The sequence below is a fragment of the Absiella sp. AM29-15 genome, assembly GCF_003434225.1.
Taxonomy (GTDB): domain Bacteria; phylum Bacillota_I; class Bacilli_A; order Erysipelotrichales; family Erysipelotrichaceae; genus Hoskinsella; species Hoskinsella hominis.
In genome coordinates, this window is the sequence record NZ_QVFL01000002.1 from 36,688 (window position 1) to 58,605 (window position 21,918).

Annotated in this window: 21 protein-coding genes; 20 read left to right on the top strand and 1 reads right to left on the bottom strand. The window is 34.3% G+C overall.

The window, feature by feature from the left end:
• Window positions 1–5: 5 nt before the first annotated feature.
• The 10 genes from DW761_RS02260 (at window position 6) to DW761_RS21310 (ending at window position 11,242) form a co-directional block, all read left to right on the top strand.
• On the top strand, window positions 6–1,109 hold the full coding sequence (locus tag DW761_RS02260; RefSeq protein ID WP_117454296.1) for a glycosyltransferase family 1 protein: 1,104 nt from the start codon (window positions 6–8) through the stop codon (window positions 1,107–1,109).
• 57 nt (window positions 1,110–1,166) lie between these two features.
• Window positions 1,167–2,105, top strand: coding sequence for a glycosyltransferase (locus tag DW761_RS02265; protein WP_158552275.1), 939 nt, complete (start codon window positions 1,167–1,169; stop codon window positions 2,103–2,105).
• Between the two features lie 10 nt (window positions 2,106–2,115).
• Window positions 2,116–3,285 carry an O-antigen ligase family protein gene (locus tag DW761_RS02270; RefSeq protein ID WP_117454294.1) on the top strand — a complete coding sequence of 390 codons (1,170 nt, stop codon included), beginning with the start codon at window positions 2,116–2,118 and terminating at the stop codon, window positions 3,283–3,285.
• Between the two features lie 940 nt (window positions 3,286–4,225).
• Window positions 4,226–5,338 (top strand): polysaccharide pyruvyl transferase family protein, encoded by a 1,113-nt coding sequence (locus DW761_RS02275; RefSeq protein ID WP_117454293.1) that lies wholly within the window; start codon window positions 4,226–4,228, stop codon window positions 5,336–5,338.
• Between the two features lie 12 nt (window positions 5,339–5,350).
• Entirely contained in the window at window positions 5,351–6,754 is a 1,404-nt protein-coding gene (locus DW761_RS02280; RefSeq protein ID WP_117454292.1) for a lipopolysaccharide biosynthesis protein, read from the top strand.
• A 7-nt stretch (window positions 6,755–6,761) separates the two neighbouring features.
• Window positions 6,762–7,874, top strand: coding sequence for a Coenzyme F420 hydrogenase/dehydrogenase, beta subunit C-terminal domain (locus tag DW761_RS02285; protein ID WP_117454291.1), 1,113 nt, complete (start codon window positions 6,762–6,764; stop codon window positions 7,872–7,874).
• Between the two features lie 883 nt (window positions 7,875–8,757).
• Entirely contained in the window at window positions 8,758–9,039 is a 282-nt protein-coding gene (locus tag DW761_RS02300; RefSeq protein WP_117454288.1) for a tyrosine-type recombinase/integrase, read from the top strand.
• Between the two features lie 500 nt (window positions 9,040–9,539).
• The gene (locus DW761_RS02305; protein WP_117454287.1) at window positions 9,540–10,292 is read left to right on the top strand and encodes a YveK family protein; all 753 of its coding nucleotides are present in this window, start codon (window positions 9,540–9,542) and stop codon (window positions 10,290–10,292) included.
• On the top strand, window positions 10,276–10,950 hold the full coding sequence (locus DW761_RS02310; RefSeq protein WP_158552274.1) for a CpsD/CapB family tyrosine-protein kinase: 675 nt from the start codon (window positions 10,276–10,278) through the stop codon (window positions 10,948–10,950). The genes DW761_RS02305 and DW761_RS02310 overlap by 17 nt, the downstream gene beginning before the upstream one ends.
• 103 nt (window positions 10,951–11,053) lie before the next feature.
• Complete coding sequence (locus DW761_RS21310; protein WP_117454285.1) at window positions 11,054–11,242, top strand: hypothetical protein; 189 nt, start codon at window positions 11,054–11,056, stop codon at window positions 11,240–11,242.
• A gap of 405 nt (window positions 11,243–11,647) precedes the next feature.
• Here DW761_RS21310 and DW761_RS02320 read toward each other — a convergent pair whose 3' ends face one another.
• Window positions 11,648–13,336, bottom strand: coding sequence for an ammonium transporter (locus DW761_RS02320; protein ID WP_117454284.1), 1,689 nt, complete (start codon window positions 13,334–13,336; stop codon window positions 11,648–11,650).
• Window positions 13,337–13,839: 503 nt separating this feature from the next.
• On the opposite strand from DW761_RS02320, the gene DW761_RS02325 reads away from it, so the two are divergent.
• From DW761_RS02325 to DW761_RS02370, 10 genes are all read left to right on the top strand, one after another.
• Window positions 13,840–14,043, top strand: a complete 204-nt coding sequence (locus tag DW761_RS02325) for a hypothetical protein (protein ID WP_117454283.1) — start codon at window positions 13,840–13,842, stop codon at window positions 14,041–14,043.
• 161 nt (window positions 14,044–14,204) lie between these two features.
• Window positions 14,205–14,498: a 30S ribosomal protein S6 gene (rpsF, locus tag DW761_RS02330; protein ID WP_117454282.1), complete on the top strand. Its 294-nt coding sequence runs from the start codon at window positions 14,205–14,207 to the stop codon at window positions 14,496–14,498.
• A gap of 25 nt (window positions 14,499–14,523) precedes the next feature.
• Window positions 14,524–14,997: a single-stranded DNA-binding protein gene (locus DW761_RS02335; protein ID WP_117454281.1), complete on the top strand. Its 474-nt coding sequence runs from the start codon at window positions 14,524–14,526 to the stop codon at window positions 14,995–14,997.
• A 17-nt stretch (window positions 14,998–15,014) separates the two neighbouring features.
• On the top strand, window positions 15,015–15,245 hold the full coding sequence (gene rpsR / locus DW761_RS02340) for a 30S ribosomal protein S18 (RefSeq protein WP_117454280.1): 231 nt from the start codon (window positions 15,015–15,017) through the stop codon (window positions 15,243–15,245).
• A 60-nt stretch (window positions 15,246–15,305) separates the two neighbouring features.
• Entirely contained in the window at window positions 15,306–16,229 is a 924-nt protein-coding gene (locus tag DW761_RS02345) for a DUF2232 domain-containing protein (protein ID WP_117454279.1), read from the top strand.
• Window positions 16,207–18,198: a DHH family phosphoesterase gene (locus DW761_RS02350; protein ID WP_117454278.1), complete on the top strand. Its 1,992-nt coding sequence runs from the start codon at window positions 16,207–16,209 to the stop codon at window positions 18,196–18,198. The genes DW761_RS02345 and DW761_RS02350 overlap by 23 nt, the downstream gene beginning before the upstream one ends.
• Window positions 18,176–18,622, top strand: coding sequence for a 50S ribosomal protein L9 (gene rplI, locus DW761_RS02355; RefSeq protein WP_117454277.1), 447 nt, complete (start codon window positions 18,176–18,178; stop codon window positions 18,620–18,622). The genes DW761_RS02350 and rplI overlap by 23 nt, the downstream gene beginning before the upstream one ends.
• A 9-nt stretch (window positions 18,623–18,631) precedes the next feature.
• On the top strand, window positions 18,632–19,972 hold the full coding sequence (dnaB, locus tag DW761_RS02360) for a replicative DNA helicase (RefSeq protein WP_117454276.1): 1,341 nt from the start codon (window positions 18,632–18,634) through the stop codon (window positions 19,970–19,972).
• Between the two features lie 15 nt (window positions 19,973–19,987).
• Complete coding sequence (locus DW761_RS02365; protein WP_117454275.1) at window positions 19,988–20,737, top strand: MBL fold metallo-hydrolase; 750 nt, start codon at window positions 19,988–19,990, stop codon at window positions 20,735–20,737.
• A gap of 2 nt (window positions 20,738–20,739) precedes the next feature.
• Complete coding sequence (locus tag DW761_RS02370; RefSeq protein ID WP_117454274.1) at window positions 20,740–21,831, top strand: S1C family serine protease; 1,092 nt, start codon at window positions 20,740–20,742, stop codon at window positions 21,829–21,831.
• Window positions 21,832–21,918: the final 87 nt, after the last annotated feature.

Here is a 21,918-nt window from a genome sequence, read left to right on the forward strand (position 1 = left end):
ATAATATGAATGAACCAATTCGAATTTTACATATATTACAACGGATGGAAGCAGGAGGAACCCAGGCACTTTTAATGAGTATTTACAGAAAAATTGATCGATCAAAAATACAATTTGATTTCATTGTAGAATATCCAGAAAAGCAATTTTATGATGATGAAATCATAGCATTAGGCGGAAAAATTTACTATACTTCTATCCGGAAAGATTTCAATTTGGCAAAATTTCAAAGAAAACTTTATCAAATTTTAAAAGATTATCCTGAATATAAAATTGTGCATGTACATGCATATACGATAGGATACTTTTGTCTTCGAACAGCAAAAAAAGCAGGTGTTCCTGTTCGAATTGCTCATTCTCATAGCAATGGGATTGTTCATGATAAAAAATATTTTATAAAATTATTAATGCAAAAACTATTTTTAAGACATGCTACTGATTTTATGGCTTGTTCAGAAGAAGCAGGAAAGTATCTATTTGAAGGAAAAGATTATGTGGTGTTAAATAATGCTATTGATTCTTCCCAATTTATTGCTCAAATAGATGTGCGAAATAATTTGCGAGAAGAATTTGGGTTAAACGAGAAATTTGTAGTAGGACACGTGGGAAGATTATGTCCAGAAAAAAATCACATGTTTTTAATAGATGTCTTTGCACAGATTAAAAAGATGAAAGAAAATGCGATGTTAGTTCTTGTAGGTACGGGACCTTTAGAACAAGAAATCAAGCAAAAAGTATCTGATATGGGGTTAACAGATAGTGTTGTTTTCTTAGGTAATAGAAAAGATATGAACCGAATTTATCAAACATTTGATATATTTATCTTCCCTTCGCTTTTTGAAGGCTTAGGGATTGTTGCAGTTGAGGCTCAGGCAGCTGGTATCCCAGTAATAGGTTCAGAAAGATTGCCACGGGAAATAGAAATTACGCCATTGTTTAATCGTATAAACATAAAAGAAGGAGCTAGAAAATGGGCAGAACTGGCACTTTATTCTGCTGAAAACTCTGTATGCCATACTAATATGCAAAAGTATGTGATAGATGCGGGATTTGATATGGATGCTACAGCAAATATGCTACAGCAATACTATATGAGAAAATGGAATTAATATACAATAGAGTTTATGAATAGAGGTAATCAAAAGGTGAGGAAGGATGAGCTGAGAATGTTGATATCTGTAATTGTACCAATATACAATGTAGAAAATTATTTGAAAAAGTGTATAGAAAGCGTATTGATTCAAGATAAATGTAACTTTGAATTGATATTGATTGATGATTGTTCATCGGATAATTCTTTGGATATTGCAAAGCGTTATGAAAATCGAAGTAATGTTAGGATTATAGGGAAGGAAAAGAATTCTGGATTATCTGATACTAGAAATATTGGTTTAAGGGAAGCAAGAGGTAACTATATTTTGTTTTTAGACTCAGATGATTATATCGAAGATGGTTCCCTAAATACAATTTGCAATATTATAAAAACTCAAAATGATCCAGATGTTATTTATTTTGGCTTTTATGAGGAAAATGAGAATACAATGCAGAAGAGATACGGTTACAAAAGTGATAAAAATAAGTTATACGTTGGTATTGATTTTGTGAAAAGTGAGTTGTCACAGAGATCCTTATATGCTGCCGCTTGTTTTGGGGTATATAAAAAGGAATTTTTGATTTCCAATAATATATATTTCAAAGTTGGCATATTTCATGAAGATGAACTATGGACTCCGCAAGTTGTTTGCAGTGCATATACAATTTTTACTTCTGATTATGCCTATTATCATTATGTAAGACGTTGTGATTCGATAACAAGAAAACAAGATAAGTCACAAAATGGAATTGACTTAATAAATAGTTGTAAAGAACTGGATTATTTATCTAGCCAGCTAACCGATTCAAGATTACGTAAACTGATGGATAATCATATAGCAATGCTGTATATGAAAGCAATGAGTGAGGGGAAACTCTTTCAAAGAGAAAAAAATAAATATGTGAATAGGTTTTATCCATTGAAAAAAACATGTTTTCCTAAGGATAAAGCTAAAGCTATGTTGTTTGCATTAAGTTTGAGGATGTATTATTTTGCAAATAATTTGAAATAAGGAATGAAAGATGAATAAATATAAAATTAGTGTATATAGTTTAATGTCATATGCTTTATTTTTTGCAGTATTTAAACCGAGTTTTTTGCCAGCAACGATAAGGCAGGCATTGAAAATTGCGATATTAGTAGGAACTTTTTTCTTTATAGTATGTAATAGCAAACGAAAGCAGTTATTTAATTGCTCGTTGATTTTTGTATCGTGTGTACTGTTATCTGCTATAGTGGTTGGTATTAGAGAAAATTACACATTTAGAGATATTTTAGATTCTGTGTTATATGCACTTACTTTTTATGATCTCTATACTTTTGCTGGATTATGTAAAAATAAAGGGTGTTCATATAAATTAGTTAATAGTATGTACAAAATTAATTTTGTTTACTGCATGTTAACTATAATCTCAGTTGCCATAGTTGGCGTACAAAACAATAGTAATACAGATGTTTATTTGTTTGGAAATAAATTTACATCAGCGTATCTGTTTATTCTTCTTGTAGCATTATATGGGGCTTCACACAAGATGAGTAAAAAACGAAATAAAGTGACTTTGTGTGCAATATTTGTATTTTCTATCGCATTTTCATTTTATATGGATTGCGGAACTGCAACAGTAACGTTGGTAGTTTTACTTATAATTTGCCTAATTTCTGATAGAATAAGACAGTTAATAGTTAATGAAAAATATGTGGTGCTTGCATTGATCATGTCTGCAGTTATTGTAATATGGATTGAAAGAATACTAAATGTTGATTTTATCAATCAACTAGTATTTCAATATTTTGAAAAAAGTTATACTGTTACAGGGCGTTTGGAAATTTACGGTAAATACTTGACGAATGTAATCTTAAGTAGTTTTTGGGTTGGTCATGGATATAGTAATTCAGTTATGAAGAATCTTACAGGTGTTTATGCGAATGCTCAGAATGGTTTGCTCGAAATGTTTGTTAGCTTCGGATTTTTGGGCGTTGTTGCTCTAATATATACTGTTTACTATTGTTATAAAAAAAGTGATAAAGGGATTCAAGTTTTCTATTTATCATTAATTGTGTATGGAATGATAATAGCTGCAGTGTTTGAGATTTCACTAAATTGGTTCTTTATGTTGGGAATATGCTTAATCAGATGGAATTGTAATTTAGATGAAAACGTGAGCCGAAAGAAAATTAGAAAAAAGTTTTAGATTTTTGGTTATATAGGAATGATCTCTTGAACCCCTGGTTAATCATGCTAGCTTTGCAGGAATCAGAACACTGAAAAGTGAATATTATCCAAAACAAAGAATGATTTGAAAAAGAGAGCATAAGTAATAAACATAACTGTCGTTATGCCTTGAGAAATTGGTTATAGTAGGTAATGATTATACCACTCGTAGAATCTATTTTCTCAGGGCAATTCAAAAGGTATATCCCATGTATCCAGATGCTGTAGCATCAAGATGTGATAGAGGTGACAGTACCATATCTTAGTTGAAATGTGTCGATGTTGCCTAATTTAAAGCCTACTTGCTTAATTTTCTTTAACTATCAAAGAGGCTTTTCACTTATTAGTTGCCTTTGGACAGAGTCACATGATGATACTAAACAGCCTTGGACTATCCTTCATTGAGACATGCATGGTTCTTCCAATTTTAGAATTCATCTGAATTTCATAGGGTATTTTGAAAGTTCAAAACTACCATGATTTATATGTCGACTCTCTTTGCATATAGAAACACCATTTTTGTCAATGATAATGCTGTTCTTGTAAGTAAGCTTAACACCATCTTTCTCTTCATCTGTGAAGGAAAGGTCAAGATTTAAAAACTGATCAATGATATTCTATGAAAAGTGAGTAATGAAATCAGGATAGTATTTACGTGAATTTTTTAAGAACAAAGTTTAGGTAGTTAACATAACTACCATAATTAACAGGGAACAAAAATCGTTACTAATCAATAAATGTGCACCGTCTGCAAGAGAATGGTACAATAAGTTAATAGCGCAAAACACCGCATTTTTTGATAAAATTATCAAGTGTTTTGACAAAAAAGAGGTAAATTTTTAATAAAATTGAAATCTTTAACCTTAATAAATTAAGGTTAAAGATTTCAAGAAATTATAGGAAAGTGTGGAGGATAAGAAATGAAGGTATCTATATTGTCTATGCAAAGGATAAATAATTATGGTTCACTATTGCAGGCATATTCTTTAAAAAAAATCATTGAATCGTTAGGAAATCAAGTTGAATTTATAGATATAAAAAGAGGTGAGAATCAGGCATTAAATGATCAGTGTGAAAAACTCGTTTTGCATAATGATGAAAAAAGTAGAAATTGGTTTGTAAAGCAAATTATTCGCGTGAAAAACAAATTTTCTAATTTAGAAGCAAAAAAACATTTTGAACAATTTAGAATTGATAAATTGGAAATATCAAACACAAATAATGATACTATGTATGATGTGTGCGTAATTGGTAGTGATGAAGTTTTTAATTGTTTGCAAAAATCTAAATGGGGATTCGATTCGCAGTTATTTGGTAATGTGAAAAATGCTAAAAAAGTAATTACTTATGCGGCATGCTGTGGTTCTACAAAAGTAGAGGATCTCTCGGAAGAGCTTAGAACAGCTATTGTTGCAGCTATGGATAATTTGAAGTCAATATCTGTTCGTGATGAAAATACAGCAAAATTTGCACGAATATTAACTGGAAAAGAATGTAACTACAACTTAGACCCTGTTGCAGTTGGTGATTTTTCTGAAGAAATTAAAAATATTGATTTAAAAGGAAAAGTGCCTAAGCGATATTGTATTGTTTATGCTTATAAAGATAGAATATCAGATGAAAATACAATAAATGCGATAAAAAAATATTGTAAAAAATACAATTTGGTGCCAATTGCTCCTTTTGGAAAACAAAAATGGATAAAAAACATGAAACCACTCACTCCGTTTGAGTTACTTAAGGCTTTTGAAAATGCGGAATGTATTGTTACAGATACTTTTCATGGAACGATATTTGGTGCTAAGTTTAGTAAAAAATTGGCAGTAATTATTAGAGATAGTAATAGAAACAAGTTAGAAGATTTAACTAAGAGATTAGGAATAGAAGGTCACATTCTTACAGATATTAATGAACTTGAAAAAATATTGAGTATCGAACTCGATAGAGCCGGAATTGATTGTTTGCTTAAAGACGCAAGAAAAGAGGCATTCAACTATTTAGAAGGAAATTTGTATCAGGATGTGCATAAGTGAAAGTGATAACGAATGGAAAAGAACAGGAAAAAATATTTAATAAAAAACACACTAATATTTACATTAGGTAATTTAGGATCAAAATTAATTACGTTTTTTTTGATTCCATTATATACGAGTGCTTTGACTACAGCGCAGTATGGCGTTGTGGATTTAGTGACGACTGTTAGTACAGTGGCGATTCCGCTTCTTACAATTAACATATGTGAATCAGTTATGAGATTTGCGTTGGATAAGGATGCAGATCAGGAACAAATTACACAGATAGGTACATATATATTTTTTATTGCGTGTCTATTTGGAACAATTGTTATTCCAATTTGCGCTCAATTTGAACAGATTTCGCCATATGCAGTATTGACCTATTTTTATGTAATAACATTGGCAGCAAGTCAACTTTATTTATGCGATTTAAGAGGAAAAGAACAGTTGCTCTTTTATTCTATAGGTAATATACTACATACTTTCTTTATCGCGGTATTCAATATTATTTTTCTACTTGCTTTTAAAATGCAGATAGAAGGATATTTATTGGCATTTATCTGTGCCAACCTCGTTACATTTTTTTATGCGTTGCTTGTAGGTAAGGGATATAAAAGCTTTAGATTGAAAAAAATTAATAAAAAACTTTTAAAAGATATGGCAAAATATTCTATAGTATTGATTCCAAATTCTTTTATGTGGTGGATTATGAATTCCTCTGATCGAATAATGGTTTCAAGTATGGTGGGAATTGCTGCTAATGGTATATATGCAGTTTCGTACAAATTACCGACACTTGTTTCTACGTTAACATCAATTTTTAATCAAGCTTGGAGTTATTCCGCTATTAGGGAAGACGGTGCATGTGATGAAGAAGAATATAATAATCGCATTTTTAAAATGCTTATCGGAATTGTTATGTTGATTGGAATTGGCATAATAACATTTGTGAAACCGTTTTTAAGCATATATGTTTCTGATAAGTTCTTTATTGCATGGAAATATACCCCATTTCTTATAATCGGATATGTCTATCTGACATTGGGATCATTTATGGCTACCAGTTATACTGTTCACAAAGATAGCTTTGGATATCTTTTTTCTGGAATTTTTGGGGCAATTTTTAATATTATATTAAACTTTGTGTTGATACCTATAATTAATGTATATGGTGCAGCAATAGCAACTTGTATGAGCTATTTTTTTGTGTTTATATTTAGACTAATTCACACAAAAAAATATATTAAATACAAAATAGGAAATATTGAGTTTATCTTAGGAAGCATTATTTTGATTTTTTCTTCAGCTATTATATATATAAATAATAATATTGGATTCGTAATTCAGCTTCTACTTTTTGGAGTGGCTGTTTGTATATTAGGTAAGCCATGGTTACAGATGTTGAAGAAAGTTATTGGTACTAAAAGGAAGTGATTAAGTTATGAAAACTGTATGTAAAAAAGACCAATGTGCAGGATGCAAAGCATGTGTTGAAATATGTTCGAAGAAAGCAATTCAGATAGTGGATTCTGTGGTAGCATATAATGCTATCATAGATGAAGATAAGTGTATTAATTGCGGTGCTTGTCATAAAATATGTCAAGCAAATAAACTGCCAGTTCAACTAGAACCAATAATATGGAAAGAGGGGTGGGCCAATGATCAGAAGATCAGGGAAAAAGCTTCATCTGGAGGGATGGCAACTGCAATAGAATTAGCTTTTGTAAATAATGGTGGGACTGTTTGTAGCTGTTCTTTGAAGAATGGGGATTTCTGCTTTTCTTTCGCACATACTGAAAAAGAAGTAATAAAATTTACTGGCTCAAAATATGTAAAAAGTAATCCAGAAGGCATTTATAGGAAAATAAATGATAAACTAAAAAAAGGTGAGAATGTATTATTTGTAGGATTGCCTTGCCAGGTGGCTGCTGTAAAGAATTTTGTAGGTGATAAAGAAAAATTATATACGATAGATTTGATTTGTCATGGTACCCCTTCGCCAAAGATACTTGAACATTTTTTTAATGATTATCATTTAGATATTAGGAATGCTCAAAATATAAAATTTCGTGTAAAGACCAAGTTCTATTTGGAAAGTGATAAAAAGCGTTTTACAGTACCCACGGTTGTAGATAATTATTTAATGACATTTTTAGATTCCGCTTCATATACTGAAAATTGTTATAATTGTAAATATGCCAAACCAGAACGTGTTAGTGATATTACATTAGGTGATTCCTGGGGAAGTGAACTGGCAGAGGATATTCAACGCAAAGGAGTGTCATTGGTACTTTGCCAAACCGAGAAGGGAAAAGCACTTTTGGAGCAAACTGATTTGCATCTGTTGGATGTTGATTTGAAGCGAGCAATACAATGGAACCATCAGCTTAATCATCCATCAATAAAACCAAAACAGCGTGATAAATTTCTAAAAGAAATAAATAAAGGAAAAAAATTTAAACGATGCGTTTGGATTAGCTATCCTAAGAGATGTACAAAAAAATTTATAAAGACGATTTTGTATAAGACGAAAATAACGCGGGGGGGTAAGTAAAACATTGCATAATTTTTACAGATAAGTCGCATTTATTACCTCATATACAAGAGGAGGCCCTGTGTTATCGTTTTTTTATAAACCGGATGTAAGTTTTTATAGTGAGAATGGTTCAACCGTAAATGAAAAAATGGTTGTATGTAAAGATGAATTCGGCACTTCTTATGTATGTGGTACTTCTTTTGCTCCCCCCTTGGATATCTCGGAAACTAGCTTATTTCATACATATCATGAGATTAAACCGTGAAGTTGCAAAAACATTAATTATTAATGCTGCTGGATGAGATAGAAAAGATGATGCTTCTCATAAAATTGGGTATGGTGTTGTTCTTATATATATTAGCGAAATATACAAACAACAAATGATGAAATAAAGTTTGTTTTGACTGATATAGTTGATTAATATTAAACGCGTACTTTCAATCTACATGTTCCGTGAAACTATAACGGACATCCATATTATGCTAGAGCAACTTTGGTGTATTTTTCTAATTGCGATAGAAATCAAGGGGTAGACTATACTAGTATGGAAATGGATATACACTTTGATAGTGTTTATTTTGATAAAAAAGGAAATGTATAAATAAAATCCGTAGTAAGCAATCAGAAGAAGGTCTTTTGACTCTTTATGAAGATGCTAGAAAGATGTATAGGAAATGGGATAATGTTAAACATATTTGCGAAAAGATTACGGACAAAAAGATTCCAAGAAAAGTTATTACAGAATCTGGTAATTGGGGTCTGAAGATTAATATGAAAGAAAGGTTGCATTCTAGTAAAAAAGATAATCTTATTTTTGAGAGTTGTCATCACTTTAAAGGAAATGAATGGAGTAAATCGAATAGATGATTTTATTAACATGTGTATTCCACGTTGATGGCTTGTGAATAGATTGGATATTGAGCATCAGATTAATGTTTATAATAAGGCGAAGTATAAGAAGAATACTGCAATCAGAGATGCTGTAATCATTGAATTATTGTTTTCTACAGGCATCAGGGTGTCTGAGTTATGTAATATCAAAAACACGGAAATTGATTTAGATGGTAGAGAACTATTGATATATGTGAAAGGTGTAAAAGAGCGTATGCTTCAGATAGGAAATGATAGTGTTATCATGACATTGAAGGCATATGAAACTATTTATCATACTAAAATTGATTAAACAGGCTATTTTTTTGTTTAAAAAGGTACCCACAAAAAAGTTCAGAGGTATCTACATGAGAATTTAGATATGACAATAAACAGCAACACCAAAGTTTAAAGGTCATCCACATCCATACGTTAATTTAAAGCACCATAAAAATTAATATTATATAGAACAATTAGTAAAATAATTGCTTTTTTGAAAATATATAAGATTTATTTTACTCAAAGATTTTTTTAAAATTAATTTAATAAAGATGTAAAATTGTCAGCATAATACGTTAAAGAATGTATAGTAATTTAATCATAAAAAACGATTAGCATTTCGCCATGGCACCAATCTGCTATGGCTTTTTTTGCGTAAATTTATGTAGTCTTTTTTACGTCACATATTAAAAATAATACCATTCTCAAATCTAAAGGAAAAGTAAAATAAAACATTATATGTATCATCCTTCATAGAAAAGAAAGAAACCATATGTTTGCCATTATAATAATAGGCAGGCAGGTGAATAAAAAATGGGAATAGAAACAAGTAATGAAGAAACAACAAGAGATGATGAGATCACTATTGATTTGATAGGATTGTTACTAAGGGTGAAAAAGTTTTGGTGGCTTATCGTCATAGGGATGATTGTGGGAACAGGGATATCCTGGTTATATACAGATAAATGTGTAACACCAATGTATTCAGCATCCTCTATGGTGTATTTGCGAGGCAGCTCAACAGATCCTACCGCAAGCTTTCAGGATATACAAGTAAGTACTGCTTTAACAAAAGATTATGAATTGATTTTTAGAAGCCGACCAATTATGGAAAAGGTAATTGAAGATTTAGACTTACCAATGACATATAAACAGCTTGCGGCGCGTGTAGAAATCTCTAATCCTAGTGATACGCGTATCTTAAAGGTAGCCATCAAAGACCAGGACCCAGAATTAGCAAAAAAGATTGTGAATCGTATCGTTGTACATGGTATGGATAGCGCAAAAGAAATCGATCAAAAAGATCCATATCTGGTAGAAGAAGCTGTCAAGGACTTGGATATTGTCAGTCCTAATAAGAAAATGAATATGATGGTAGGAGCATTAGCGGGTTGCATTCTCATGCTGGGTGTTATCTTTATACAATACTTATTGAATGATCATATCGTGACCAGTGAAGATGTGGAAAAATATCTGGATTTACCGGTTCTGTGTGAAATTGTAGAAAGTAAAAGCTGCAACTATGATCGTAAAGAAGGGAGAATGCGACATGGTTTTAAAAAATAATGATACGATAACATTATCCATACCAGAACTAGCACCAGCAGTTAAAGAATCCTTTATGGCATTACGCACCAATTTATTATTTATGAAGGATACAAAAATGATTGCGATTACAAGCTCATTAGCAAATGAAGGAAAATCAGTTACATCCTTTCATCTAGCATTGAGTTTTGCGAATGCAGGAAAGAAAACCCTATTGATTGATGGAGATTTGCGCCGTTCAAGACTTTGTAAATACTTAGGAATTGGAAAAGAATATCCGGGATTAAGCGAATTTTTAAGCCAACAACATGAAGAAAAGGTTTTTTCCACATCCATAGAAAATCTATCTCTTATGTTGAGTGGAAAATGTCCGCCTAATCCATCAGAACTTTTGATACAGGATAATTTTCCTGCGATGATGGAAAAACTACGAGAACAATATGATTATGTATTTATCGATACACCACCGGTATGTAGTGCCACAGATGCGACCATTATCGCCAGGGCGGTTGATGGTGTATTGTTGGTAGTAAGGAGTGATTATGTGAAACGTAAAGTGATTGAGAAAAGTAAACGTATTATCACAAGGAATGAAGGAAGAGTGATTGGCGTCGCATTAAATCGTTTAGATCAACACCATGCTGGTTATTATGGCTATTATGAAGATAAGGATAAATGAGGACTGTGTGAATAACACAGTCTTTTACTTCATGTGTGGCTTATAGAACACAGTATGATATGAATCGTGTAGTAATAATTGATATGATAAACATGTTTCGGCAGTGTTATATGGCATTGCGGTACGATTTGATGAAAATCCATTCTTGTTCTTTGAATTAAGAGGTATTGATGTGAATCGTTTTATCAATGTGACATTACAGAATAAAGTAGAAGTGATGCTGGAACATGCTGATGATAAAAGCGAACGCCAGATTGAGGAAGATAAAATCTATCAAGTATTTGGTCTATAGAAAGATATACATGAAAATCATAAAGCTTTGAAAAGGAGGAAGACAAAAACGATACTATGGATTTAACCAAAAATATTTGCTTTCATATATCTATGGGAATGCTCATAGTATGTCCTTCATCAAAGTTGAAGCATTATCAGTAGACCAATACATAAGAACTTACAATACGACCAAAAGGAAAGGGTAAATGAACGCTTTCCTTTATTTCTTTTAAAGCATATAAATTGAATGTATCAGAAACGTATATCACTTTAAATAGGGATAAGAGGTGTGGGAGTACACTAAATATATGAAGCATATTAATAAACAAAAATACAGCAGACCATCATATTTAAACAGATGATATGAAAAAGAAAGACTATAGAACATATGATATCGTATCGCATTCTATAGCCTTTTCTAAAGTTATTTGGTTTCGTATTGTAAAGCTTCTACACCTTGTTTACCAGAAGAAATTCGGATAACATTTTCTACATCATATACAAAGATTTTTCCATCGCCAATATGACCAGTATATAATACAGTTCTTGCGGCATCCACAACAGCCTGTACAGGTACATTAGATACAACGATTTCTGCTTTTAATTTAGGTAACAGCTTCATTTCTACCTTAGCTCCACGATAGTAAGAAGTTTGACCTTTCTGAACACCACAGCCCAAGACTTTTGTGACTGTCATACCTGTGATGCCAAGAATATCCATAGCAGCTTTTAATGCATCAAATTTTTCTGCTTTGGTAATGATAACAACTTTTGTTAATTTACCAGCGCCTTTTTCAACTTTGGCAGGAATGGCTTCCTCCACACTTACTTGTTGTGGCTTTACAACTGGCGTTGCTTCAATACCTAATGTTTCTGTTTCTAATGCAAATCCAGCATATGCACTTTCTAATCCATGTTCTAATTTATCTAGACCAGTTACCTCTTCTTCTTCGGTAACGCGTAGTCCAACAGTAGCTTTGATGATCACAAATACAATCGTCATCGTTATGGCAGTCCATAATGCAACACTACCAACACCAAGCAGCTGTGTACATAATAATTTCGTACCACCACCATAAAATAAACCAGCAGCTTCAGGCATTGTGTCTGTACCACATGCAAATAATCCAACACAGATAGTACCTAAAATACCACATCCTCCATGAACGGCAACTGCGCCAACAGGATCATCGATTTTTAATTTATAATCTAATAGCCAGACGACAAATACAACGACGATGCCAGCTAAAATACCAATGATGGCTGAGCCTAATACATTAACAACATCACATCCGGCAGTGATAGCGACAAGTCCTGCTAATGAACCATTTAAAGACATGGCAACATCTGGTTTTCCATATTTTACCCATGTGATTATCATAACTGTACAAGTCGCAAGTGCTGGGGCAACTGTTGTTGTCGAAAAAATCGTTGCTAACTGTAATCCATTGGTTGCCGCAGCACCATTGAATCCATACCATCCAAACCACAGGATGAAACAGCCAAGTGCCCCAATGGTGATGTTATGTCCTGGGATACCATTTGGAGAACCATCTTTATTGAACTTTCCAATTCTGGGTCCAAGTAATTTGGCTCCAATACAAGCAGTAATACCACCAACCATATGAATTGCACAAGAACCGGCAAAATCATGAAAACCTAATTGAGATAACCAGCCACCACCCCAAATCCAGTGAGCTTCAATTGGATATATAATCAAACTGATGACGAAACTGTAAATACAATAAGAAATGAATTTTGTACGTTCTGCCATCGCTCCAGATACTATGGTTGCTGCGGTTGCACAGAACACCAAGTTAAATACAAATGCTGACCAGTTGGTGTTTGTAAAATCAAACAAAGGTCCTTTACTGAAATCAAACCAGCCAATGAAACCACCAAGATCATCACCACATAATAAGGCATAACCGATTAATAAGAATGCGACAGTTCCTAAACAGAAATCCATCAGATTCTTCATAATAATGTTACCGGCATTTTTTGCTCGTGTAAATCCTGCCTCTACCATCGCAAAACCTGCCTGCATAAAGAATACAAAGGCTGCACCAATCAGGTACCATATGCCAAAGATTTGACTTAAAATTTCTTCCATATGTTTTTCCTCCTCTTTTTACATACATCCATTTCTATACAAAAAAAAGCGTACGTATCAAAATTGAAACACACGCCTTTGTGGTATAGAAAAAGATAGTTTTCTTGTATACACAAAATAGAAAAAGAAGCCTATGATTGTAAAATCATAAGCTTCTTTGCTTGTGTATGCGAATAGTTTAAATCAAACTGATTTTATTGTCAATTATTTTTTTACATTATTTTCAATGTAAATGGTTACATCGCTGATGACGGTTTAATTTGGTAAAATATTTCTGTGACAGTCCGATAATCATAGAATTCATGATCTAATAAGAAACATACAACAGAGCGCGGATATAAAATAGATACTTCTTCATTTAAGCGATATCCATCATCAAAAGACGAAGCTTGTACACTTGGGATATTTAGGATATGATAAAAAAACAAATGATATATATTCTAATAATGAAGTAGTGGAAATCCTTTGTGAATTATATAGAAGTTTCTAACTGGGTGTAGTGAGTGAATCATGAAGATACTATGAATCTGATACAGGCAATTTTTGCATGCGATAGTAAGCAAGTTGCCATATATATAGAAAAGGCGCATTTAGAAACAAGCATCTTACACTATAATGACGATGTCGATAGGTGTCAAGAGGGAAATGCATTGGCATATACAATCTTTTTAGCATATATATTATGGCTTATGGCGCAAAATGATTGAAAAATATGAATCATAAGATGTACTTTGGATAAGATTGTCAAAAAAATAAAAAAGAACTTTACTTTGCCGGAACCAAATGATAAAATATATAAATGGGTAGAAATCTCTACTCCCCGCTCTATTCAGGAAATAGGGCCGAAGACCATGAGGAGGTGTACAGAATGAAAAAATACGAAATCATGTACATTGTGAACGCATCTTTGGAAGAAGCAGCTCGTAACGAAGTTATGAATGGCTTACACAAGATCATTACAGACCACGAAGGATCAATCGATAAGGTTGACGAATGGGGTGTAAAAGAGTTCGCATATGAAATCAATCACATGAAAAAAGGTTACTATGTTGTAATGAACGTTACAGCTAACAACGAAGGAATCAAAGAATTCGATCGTTTGGCTCGTATCAACCACAGCATCGTACGTTATATGATCATCAAAACTGAAGGCGAAGAATAATCGCTCGATAAAGGAGAGATAGACTATGATCAATCGTGTCGTTTTGGTTGGACGTCTTACAAAAGACCCAATCTTAAGAAAAACCGGCTCAGGAGCATCTGTGGTATCCTTTACCGTTGCATGTGATCGCCGTATAAAAACCGAAGGTCAGCCAACAGCCGATTTTATCAATTGCGTAGCATGGAATAAAGTTGCTGATTTAATGGCACAATACCTTCATAAAGGAAGTCTAGTTGGAGTGGAAGGAAGAATCCAGACACGCAGCTATGATGACCAGACAGGAAAACGTGTATATGTTACTGAAGTAGTTGCTGACAGCGTACAGTTTCTGGAAAGCAAATCTGCAAGTGCAAACAATGCACAAGCTGGATATACACCTGATTACAATGCAAACAACCAGGGTTATGAACCAGATACATCAAGTTCACAGTCATCTTATTCCAGTGATTTTGCATCAAGCGATACACTTGATATCGCAAGTGATGATTTACCATTCTAAAGAAAGGAGATATTTCTATGGCATTCAAAAAACAGCGTATGGGACGTAAAAAAGTATGTTACTTTACAAAGAACCATATTGAAACTATCGATTACAAAGACGTTGAATTATTAAAACGTTTTATTAGCGCAAACGGAAAAATCATTCCAAGACGTGTTACAGGTACACGTGCTAAATATCAGAGAATGCTGGCTACAGCAATCAAACGTGCTCGCCAGATGGCTTTATTGCCTTACGTAAGCGAATAAGAATAGATTACCTCCACTTGTCAAACGGGTGGAGGTTTTTGTCATAATTAGGAGGTTCTTATGAAAAACGATACCAGAAAAATAACCGAAGGGGCCATGATGGTGGCGATTGTAGGATTGATGCTGTTTATTAATCGTCAGTTGGCTGGAATGATTGAATATATGATGTATTGGATTTTGACATTCCCTATTTTAATTTATACCGCAAAGTATGGTGTAAAGAATGCAATGGTGCCAAGTGTCTGTATGTTGATTTTAAGCTTTATGCTGAGTGTGCCTACCACTATCTTTTATATGTTCAGCTGTATTGTAACTGGTATGGTTTATGGCGGTGGGATAAGAAAAGAATGGAAGAATGGAACGCTGATGTTCTGGACGTTTCTTTTTACACTGTTTTCTTATTTGATCACTTTTGTTTTATTTGCCTCTATTTTTGGATATGATCCATCGGAAGATGTAGAAATTGCCAATATGTTATTATCCATGTTTCACTTGGATGTTGGCTTTAATATCGCAAAAGTCATATCCATCATCAGTATTTTATCAACGTTACTAATGAGTATTCTACAAACGATGTGTATTCATATGCTGGGAAATGTAATGTTAAAACGCTTTAAAATTAAGGTGCGCCCAATGAAGCCACTTTATGAATTAAAGGTGCCAAAAATCATAGGATTCATAATAATTGTTATTTGGCTACTATTTTATATGCAAAATGTGATAAAATTAAACCAAGAACTTTTAAATGTTCTGTTCGCATGTTATCTATGTGCAATGGTGTTTGCGATTGGCTATGGTGCATTGGCCTTGATGTGGTTGATTGTATTGCTTCGTAAACGTGCTGCTGTGTTTCTTGTCATGATTGCTATATTTGTTCCATACGTGAATTTTGTAGTGGCATGCATTGGCGTATTGGACATGTTATTAGATTTGAAACAGAAAATGAGTGAGGTGTTATTACATGGATCGCTTAGAAAATTTTAAGGTACAAATCGCTATTATTGTGATATTACAGATTCTGGCATTGATATCGTTATATTCTGTAGGGTTTAATGATATCAATATGGTGCCAATGGTAGTAATGTTAGTATTGAATATCGCTATTATCGTCTGGATCATGGTAAAATTTCAAAAGGATAGAGAACAACGAGATATTGATATCTCAAGAATTTTAGGGCATGATGCTAAAGATGCATTGTTATTTGGTGAAGTAGGAATTATTACCTATGATGAACAATATAATGCCACATGGATCAATGACTTTTTGGAAGAAAGAAAAATTGATGTCGTTGGAAAAAAACTTTCCAGCTGGATTGCGGAAATCACGGATTTATTTACTGGTGATGTAGATGTGATTACCGCAACGGATGATGATCATGTATATGAAATTACCCGAAAAGAAAATGCGCAGGTATTGTATGTCCGTGATATTACAGAATATGCTGTATTGAAAAAACGCTTTGAATCTGATGGTGTTGTGGCTGGTTTATTACAATTGGATAACTATATGGAAATCCAGCAGTATGTGGATGAAGGCAAAATGGCACAAATCAACTTACAGCTGCGTCAGCCATGTGTGGAATGGGCAAATAAATACGGCATGTTTATTCGTCGTTTGAGAAGTGATCGTTTTCTGGTTATCTTAAATGAACGGATTTTTGCGCAGGTTGTAAAAGATCGTTTTTCGATATTAAATACAATAAGAAAAAATGCAGAAGAAATAGATGTATCCATCACATTAAGTATGTCATTTGCTCGTGGTACAGATGATTATCAGTTATTAGATACCATGGTAAATGATTTGCTGGAGCTTGCACAAAGTCGTGGTGGAGATCAGGCTGCTGTTAAGAAATATGGAGAAAGTGTCAAATACTTTGGCGGTAATAGTGAAGCAAGTGAAAAACGTAGTAAAGTGCGTGTACGTGTTATGGCACAGGCAATCAAAGAAGCGATAATGGAAAGTAAACGTGTATTTGTGGTTGGACATTCCAATATGGATTTTGACTGTATGGGCAGTGCATTATGTATGTCACGTATCGCAAGTGCTTATGGAAAAGAATGTTACGTGGTTAGTAAAAGCGGTGGTATGGAGCCACAGTTGAAAGAAGCATTTACTGCTTTGGAAGATGAATTAGATTCCCGTCATCGTTTTATCGAAGATGAAGAAGCCACAAAATTGATTGGAGATGGTGATCTGGTCATTGCGGTGGATCATCATAACCCAAAACAAACTGGAGCACCAATGACTGTCATGTCCGCAAAACGTATTATTGTGATTGACCATCATCGTCGAAGTGAAGATTTTATTGGAAACCCACTTCTTGTCTATGTGGAAACCAGTGCCAGTTCTGTAAGTGAACTTGCAACAGAGCTTTTGCCATATCAGACAAATAAGGTGAATATATCAGAAAGTGAAGCTACGATTATGTATAATGGTATCTTGGTTGATACCAATCGCTTTAGAATGCGTACAGGAAGTCGTACCTTTGAAGCCGTTGCTTATCTGAAAAAGATTGGCGCAGACAGTATGAAAGCCGAAAACATGTTAAAAGAGGACTATGATGATTTTGAAGCAAAAACCTCTATCATGAACTGGTCTGAAAAATACCGTGGAAATATGATTATTGCGGCTGTTAATGACAATACGATAGAAGATCGTACCATGATGTCACAGGCGGCGGATTCTTTATTAAATATCAAAGGTATTGAGGCAAGCTTTGTCATTGCCAATATCAAAGATAACAAAGTTGCTGTTTCTGCACGCAGTAAAGGTGAAATCAATGTGCAGGTCATTATGGAAAAAATGCATGGTGGTGGACATTTCTCTGCTGCGGCATTGCAACGTGATGATACCAGTGTTGCGGCAGTAGATGATGAACTACGCGCAATGATTGATGAATATATAGAAGAAAACAAGGAGGATACAACAGATGAAAGTAATACTACTAAGTGATGTAAAAAAGGTTGGTAAAAAAGGAGATATTGTAGAGGTCAGTGATGGCTATGGCAGAAACTTCCTGTTAAACAAAAAACTGGCTGTTTTGGCCACAAAGAAAAGTATGGAAATCTTAGATGAAGAGAATCTTCAACATGATTTAAAAGAAAAACAGCTGGAATCAGAGGCTGAAGAACTAAAAAAAGAATTAAGTAAAATCGTTTTAGAATTCCATGTAAAAACGGGAGAAGGCGGCAGAGTTTTTGGAAGTGTATCCACAAAACAGATTGTTGCCCAGTTGCATGATAAATATGGTATCAAAGTAGAAAAACGTAAAGTTATCGACAATGAACCAATTTCTAATTTAGGATATACCGATGTAAAAGTTGATTTATATAAAAACAAAGTCATTGGTGTGATTCGTGTTCATGTCAATGGATAGGAGGAAACCATGAGTAAAGAACTGCCACACAGTAATGAGGCGGAACAATCCATATTAGGCGCCATGATGGTGTATCCCAATGTTGCGGGTGTCGTGTATGATCAAGGACTTGTGGCAGAGGATTTCTATCTGGATATCCACCAGAGAATCTTTCGTTGTATGTTAGATATTGTGGATATGGGAAAACCGGTGGATGTAACGACCGTCATTACCCGTTTACAAGATACAGATCAATTGAATTTAGTCGGAGGTGCTGATTATATCATCAAATTAAGTGATACAGCGATCTCCAGTACCAATAGTGTTTACTATATTGAAATGATTAAAAGCCGTGCCCATTTACGGCGCTTGATTGAAACAGCACAGGTGATTGCGGAAGACAGTTTTGATACCAGTGAAAGCCTTGATGTTATCATGGATAACGCAGAGCGTGAAATATTAAATGTCACAAGAAGCCGTAAAGCAACGGATTTCAAAAGCAGCCGTGATGTCATCAGTGGTGTAATGCAGGAATTGATCAAACTTCGTTCTTCAGATAATCGTGTAACTGGAATCAAAACCGGCTATGATGACCTGGATCGATTGACCAATGGTTTTCAGCGTGGTGATTTGATTATTTTAGCGGCTCGTCCTGCGATGGGAAAAACTGCATTTGCGTTAAACTTGGCGCTAAATGCATCCTTCTATAATCCAGGTGCGATTGCGGTATTCTCACTGGAAATGCCTGCGGAAGCCTTGATGAAACGTATATTAAGCGCAAAAAGTGCAGTCGAATCTAGTAAACTTCGAAGTGGGAACATTCTGGATGAAGAATTTAATAAACTGAATGAATCTGCCAACGAACTGATGGCATGTAAACTGTTTATCGATGATTCCAGTAATATCAAAATATCTGAGATATTCTCTAAATGTCGTAAATTAAAAAGCGAACATGGTCTGGATCTTGTGGTCATTGACTACCTTCAGCTGATATCAGGAAGCGGCAGAGGTGGATCGGATAATCGTCAACAGGAAATCTCAGAAATTTCACGTTCTTTAAAAGGGCTTGCCAGAGAGATGGAATGTCCCGTTATATCATTATCACAGTTATCACGTAGTGTAGAAACAAGACCTGATAAACATCCAATGCTGTCAGACCTTCGTGAATCCGGAGCCATCGAGCAGGATGCCGATATCGTTATGTTTTTATACCGTGAAGAATACTACAATAAAGACAAAAATGAAGCGGCTGAAAATGTGACAGAGCCTACCGATGTGGAAATCGCCAAGCATCGTAATGGGGCAACTGCCAGAATCCAGCTGGCATTTCAAAAAAACATTTCCGCATTTTTCAACATGGCGAAGATTTAGAAAGTTGGTTACCTTATGAAATTTGCATTATTGGCCAGTGGCTCCAAAGGAAACTGCTGCCTGATTAAACATAACGACACAAAAATCGTCATCGACTGTGGCACGACCAAACGATATCTGAAAGGATGCTTTGAACGCATTCAATATGATCCCACCCAGTCTGATGCGATATTGATTACACATACACACAGTGATCATGTATCCCAGATGAAGATGTTCAATGATATTCATACTTACGCAACACAAAATATTGAAACAGAGCATCTTCATGGGATTGCCCCTTATGATACACTGGATATCAAAGATTTCCACATTACCGTTTTACCAATGAGTCATGATTGTGAAGGAACTGTTGGTTATGTGATAGAATGTGAGAATGAAAAAATGGTTTATGTGACTGATACGGGGTATATTAAAGAAGAAGTAAAAGATTATATCAAGGACGCTGATTATTATATATTTGAAAGTAATCATGATATAGAGATGTTGATGCAAACCAATCGCCCTGTATATATCAAACAGCGAATCATCAATGACTATGGGCATTTATGCAACGATGACAGTGCGAATGTTTTATGTGATGTGATTGGAAACAACACCAAAGAAATTATACTAGCCCATATTTCTCAAGAAGGAAATACACGGGAGCTGGCATTAAATACACTGATATCTCATTTGGATAAAAAACAAATCCATCATGATCAGATGAAGTTATATCCTGCAGATCAGTTTTCTATTTATGTTGGAGGAAAGGGTGCGAAATAAGCATGAAAAAAACACTAACATTTTTGGTAGTCATGTTGTTGGGCTGGAATATTGTGATCAGTATTCAGCTGTATCGAGTTTCCACAGATAAAAGTAGTAATCAGATTCAGACAACCACAACACAGGGGAATGTACAACAGGCAAGAGTGGAAATCAATAATGATGTAACGGAGCTTGTACAAAAATGTGAAAACAAGGTTGTGACTGTAACAGCAACACTTCGCAATCGTTCCATCGGAAGTGGTAGTGGCGCAATCTATCGGGTTGATGGAAAAGATGTATATATTATTACCAACAACCATGTAGTTTCTGATGGAGATGGCGCAATTGTCACATTTGCGAATGGGAAAGAAATAAAAGCAGAAATCAAAGGACTAGATGAAGTCATGGATTTGGCATTATTGAAGGTCACAGTTGATTTTGATGCGGAAGCCTTTACGATGGCAGATAGCTCGTTGGTGAAAAAAGGGGAATACGTCATCGCTATGGGAAGTCCTCTTGGAATCGAATATCAGGGAAGTGTTTCTGGTGGCTTAATTTCCGGTGTAGATCGTCACATGGAGGTAGATACCGATAACAATGGTGTCGCAGACTTTGATGTATCCGTTCTTCAAACAGATGCAGCTATCAATCCTGGCAACAGTGGAGGTCCACTCATCAATATGGCAGGGGAACTGATTGGTATCAATTCTATGAAAATCAGTGCAGAAGAAGTGGAAGGCTTTGGCTTTGCGCTACCAATCAATGAAGTATTGCCTGTCATTACCCAGTTAGAAAAGGAAGGTAAAGTTATTCGTCCTATTTTGGGTATTTCTGTACAGGAAATTGCACAGTTAACAAGCTTTGAACGCAGCTATTTTGATATCGATAAAGATATTGATAGTGGCTTGTATATCATGAAAGTAACATCAGGCTCACCAGCAAGTAAATCGGGTATAAAGAGTGGGGATGTCTTAGTGAAATTTGATGGCAAAGCTTGTACCGATTTCAAAACATTCCGTACGCTTTTATATAGTAAAAATGTTGGCGATGAAGCAATCCTGACCATTAATCGAAGTGGTAAGGAAAAAGAAATTAAAGTAACATTAGAGTAAAAAGAAGGAAGTATGGTTTCTATTCAAGAACATACTTCTTTTTTTTGATTGTGATGGTTTGGGTGTTAGATGAGTTTATATCTTTGT

Bases quoted from the DNA above. Each gene is read 5' to 3' on its own strand.
- DW761_RS02260 (WP_117454296.1), top strand. From the start codon at position 6: ATGAATGAACCAATTCGAATTTTACATATATTACAACGGATGGAAGCA.
- DW761_RS02265 (WP_158552275.1), top strand. From the start codon at position 1,167: ATGTTGATATCTGTAATTGTACCAATATACAATGTAGAAAATTATTTG.
- DW761_RS02270 (WP_117454294.1), top strand. From the start codon at position 2,116: ATGAATAAATATAAAATTAGTGTATATAGTTTAATGTCATATGCTTTA.
- DW761_RS02275 (WP_117454293.1), top strand. From the start codon at position 4,226: ATGAAGGTATCTATATTGTCTATGCAAAGGATAAATAATTATGGTTCA.
- DW761_RS02280 (WP_117454292.1), top strand. From the start codon at position 5,351: ATGGAAAAGAACAGGAAAAAATATTTAATAAAAAACACACTAATATTT.
- DW761_RS02285 (WP_117454291.1), top strand. From the start codon at position 6,762: ATGAAAACTGTATGTAAAAAAGACCAATGTGCAGGATGCAAAGCATGT.
- DW761_RS02305 (WP_117454287.1), top strand. From the start codon at position 9,540: ATGGGAATAGAAACAAGTAATGAAGAAACAACAAGAGATGATGAGATC.
- DW761_RS02310 (WP_158552274.1), top strand. From the start codon at position 10,276: ATGGTTTTAAAAAATAATGATACGATAACATTATCCATACCAGAACTA.
- DW761_RS02320 (WP_117454284.1), bottom strand. From the start codon at position 13,336: ATGGAAGAAATTTTAAGTCAAATCTTTGGCATATGGTACCTGATTGGT.
- rpsF (WP_117454282.1), top strand. From the start codon at position 14,205: ATGAAAAAATACGAAATCATGTACATTGTGAACGCATCTTTGGAAGAA.
- DW761_RS02335 (WP_117454281.1), top strand. From the start codon at position 14,524: ATGATCAATCGTGTCGTTTTGGTTGGACGTCTTACAAAAGACCCAATC.
- rpsR (WP_117454280.1), top strand. From the start codon at position 15,015: ATGGCATTCAAAAAACAGCGTATGGGACGTAAAAAAGTATGTTACTTT.
- DW761_RS02345 (WP_117454279.1), top strand. From the start codon at position 15,306: ATGAAAAACGATACCAGAAAAATAACCGAAGGGGCCATGATGGTGGCG.
- DW761_RS02350 (WP_117454278.1), top strand. From the start codon at position 16,207: ATGGATCGCTTAGAAAATTTTAAGGTACAAATCGCTATTATTGTGATA.
- rplI (WP_117454277.1), top strand. From the start codon at position 18,176: ATGAAAGTAATACTACTAAGTGATGTAAAAAAGGTTGGTAAAAAAGGA.
- dnaB (WP_117454276.1), top strand. From the start codon at position 18,632: ATGAGTAAAGAACTGCCACACAGTAATGAGGCGGAACAATCCATATTA.
- DW761_RS02365 (WP_117454275.1), top strand. From the start codon at position 19,988: ATGAAATTTGCATTATTGGCCAGTGGCTCCAAAGGAAACTGCTGCCTG.
- DW761_RS02370 (WP_117454274.1), top strand. From the start codon at position 20,740: ATGAAAAAAACACTAACATTTTTGGTAGTCATGTTGTTGGGCTGGAAT.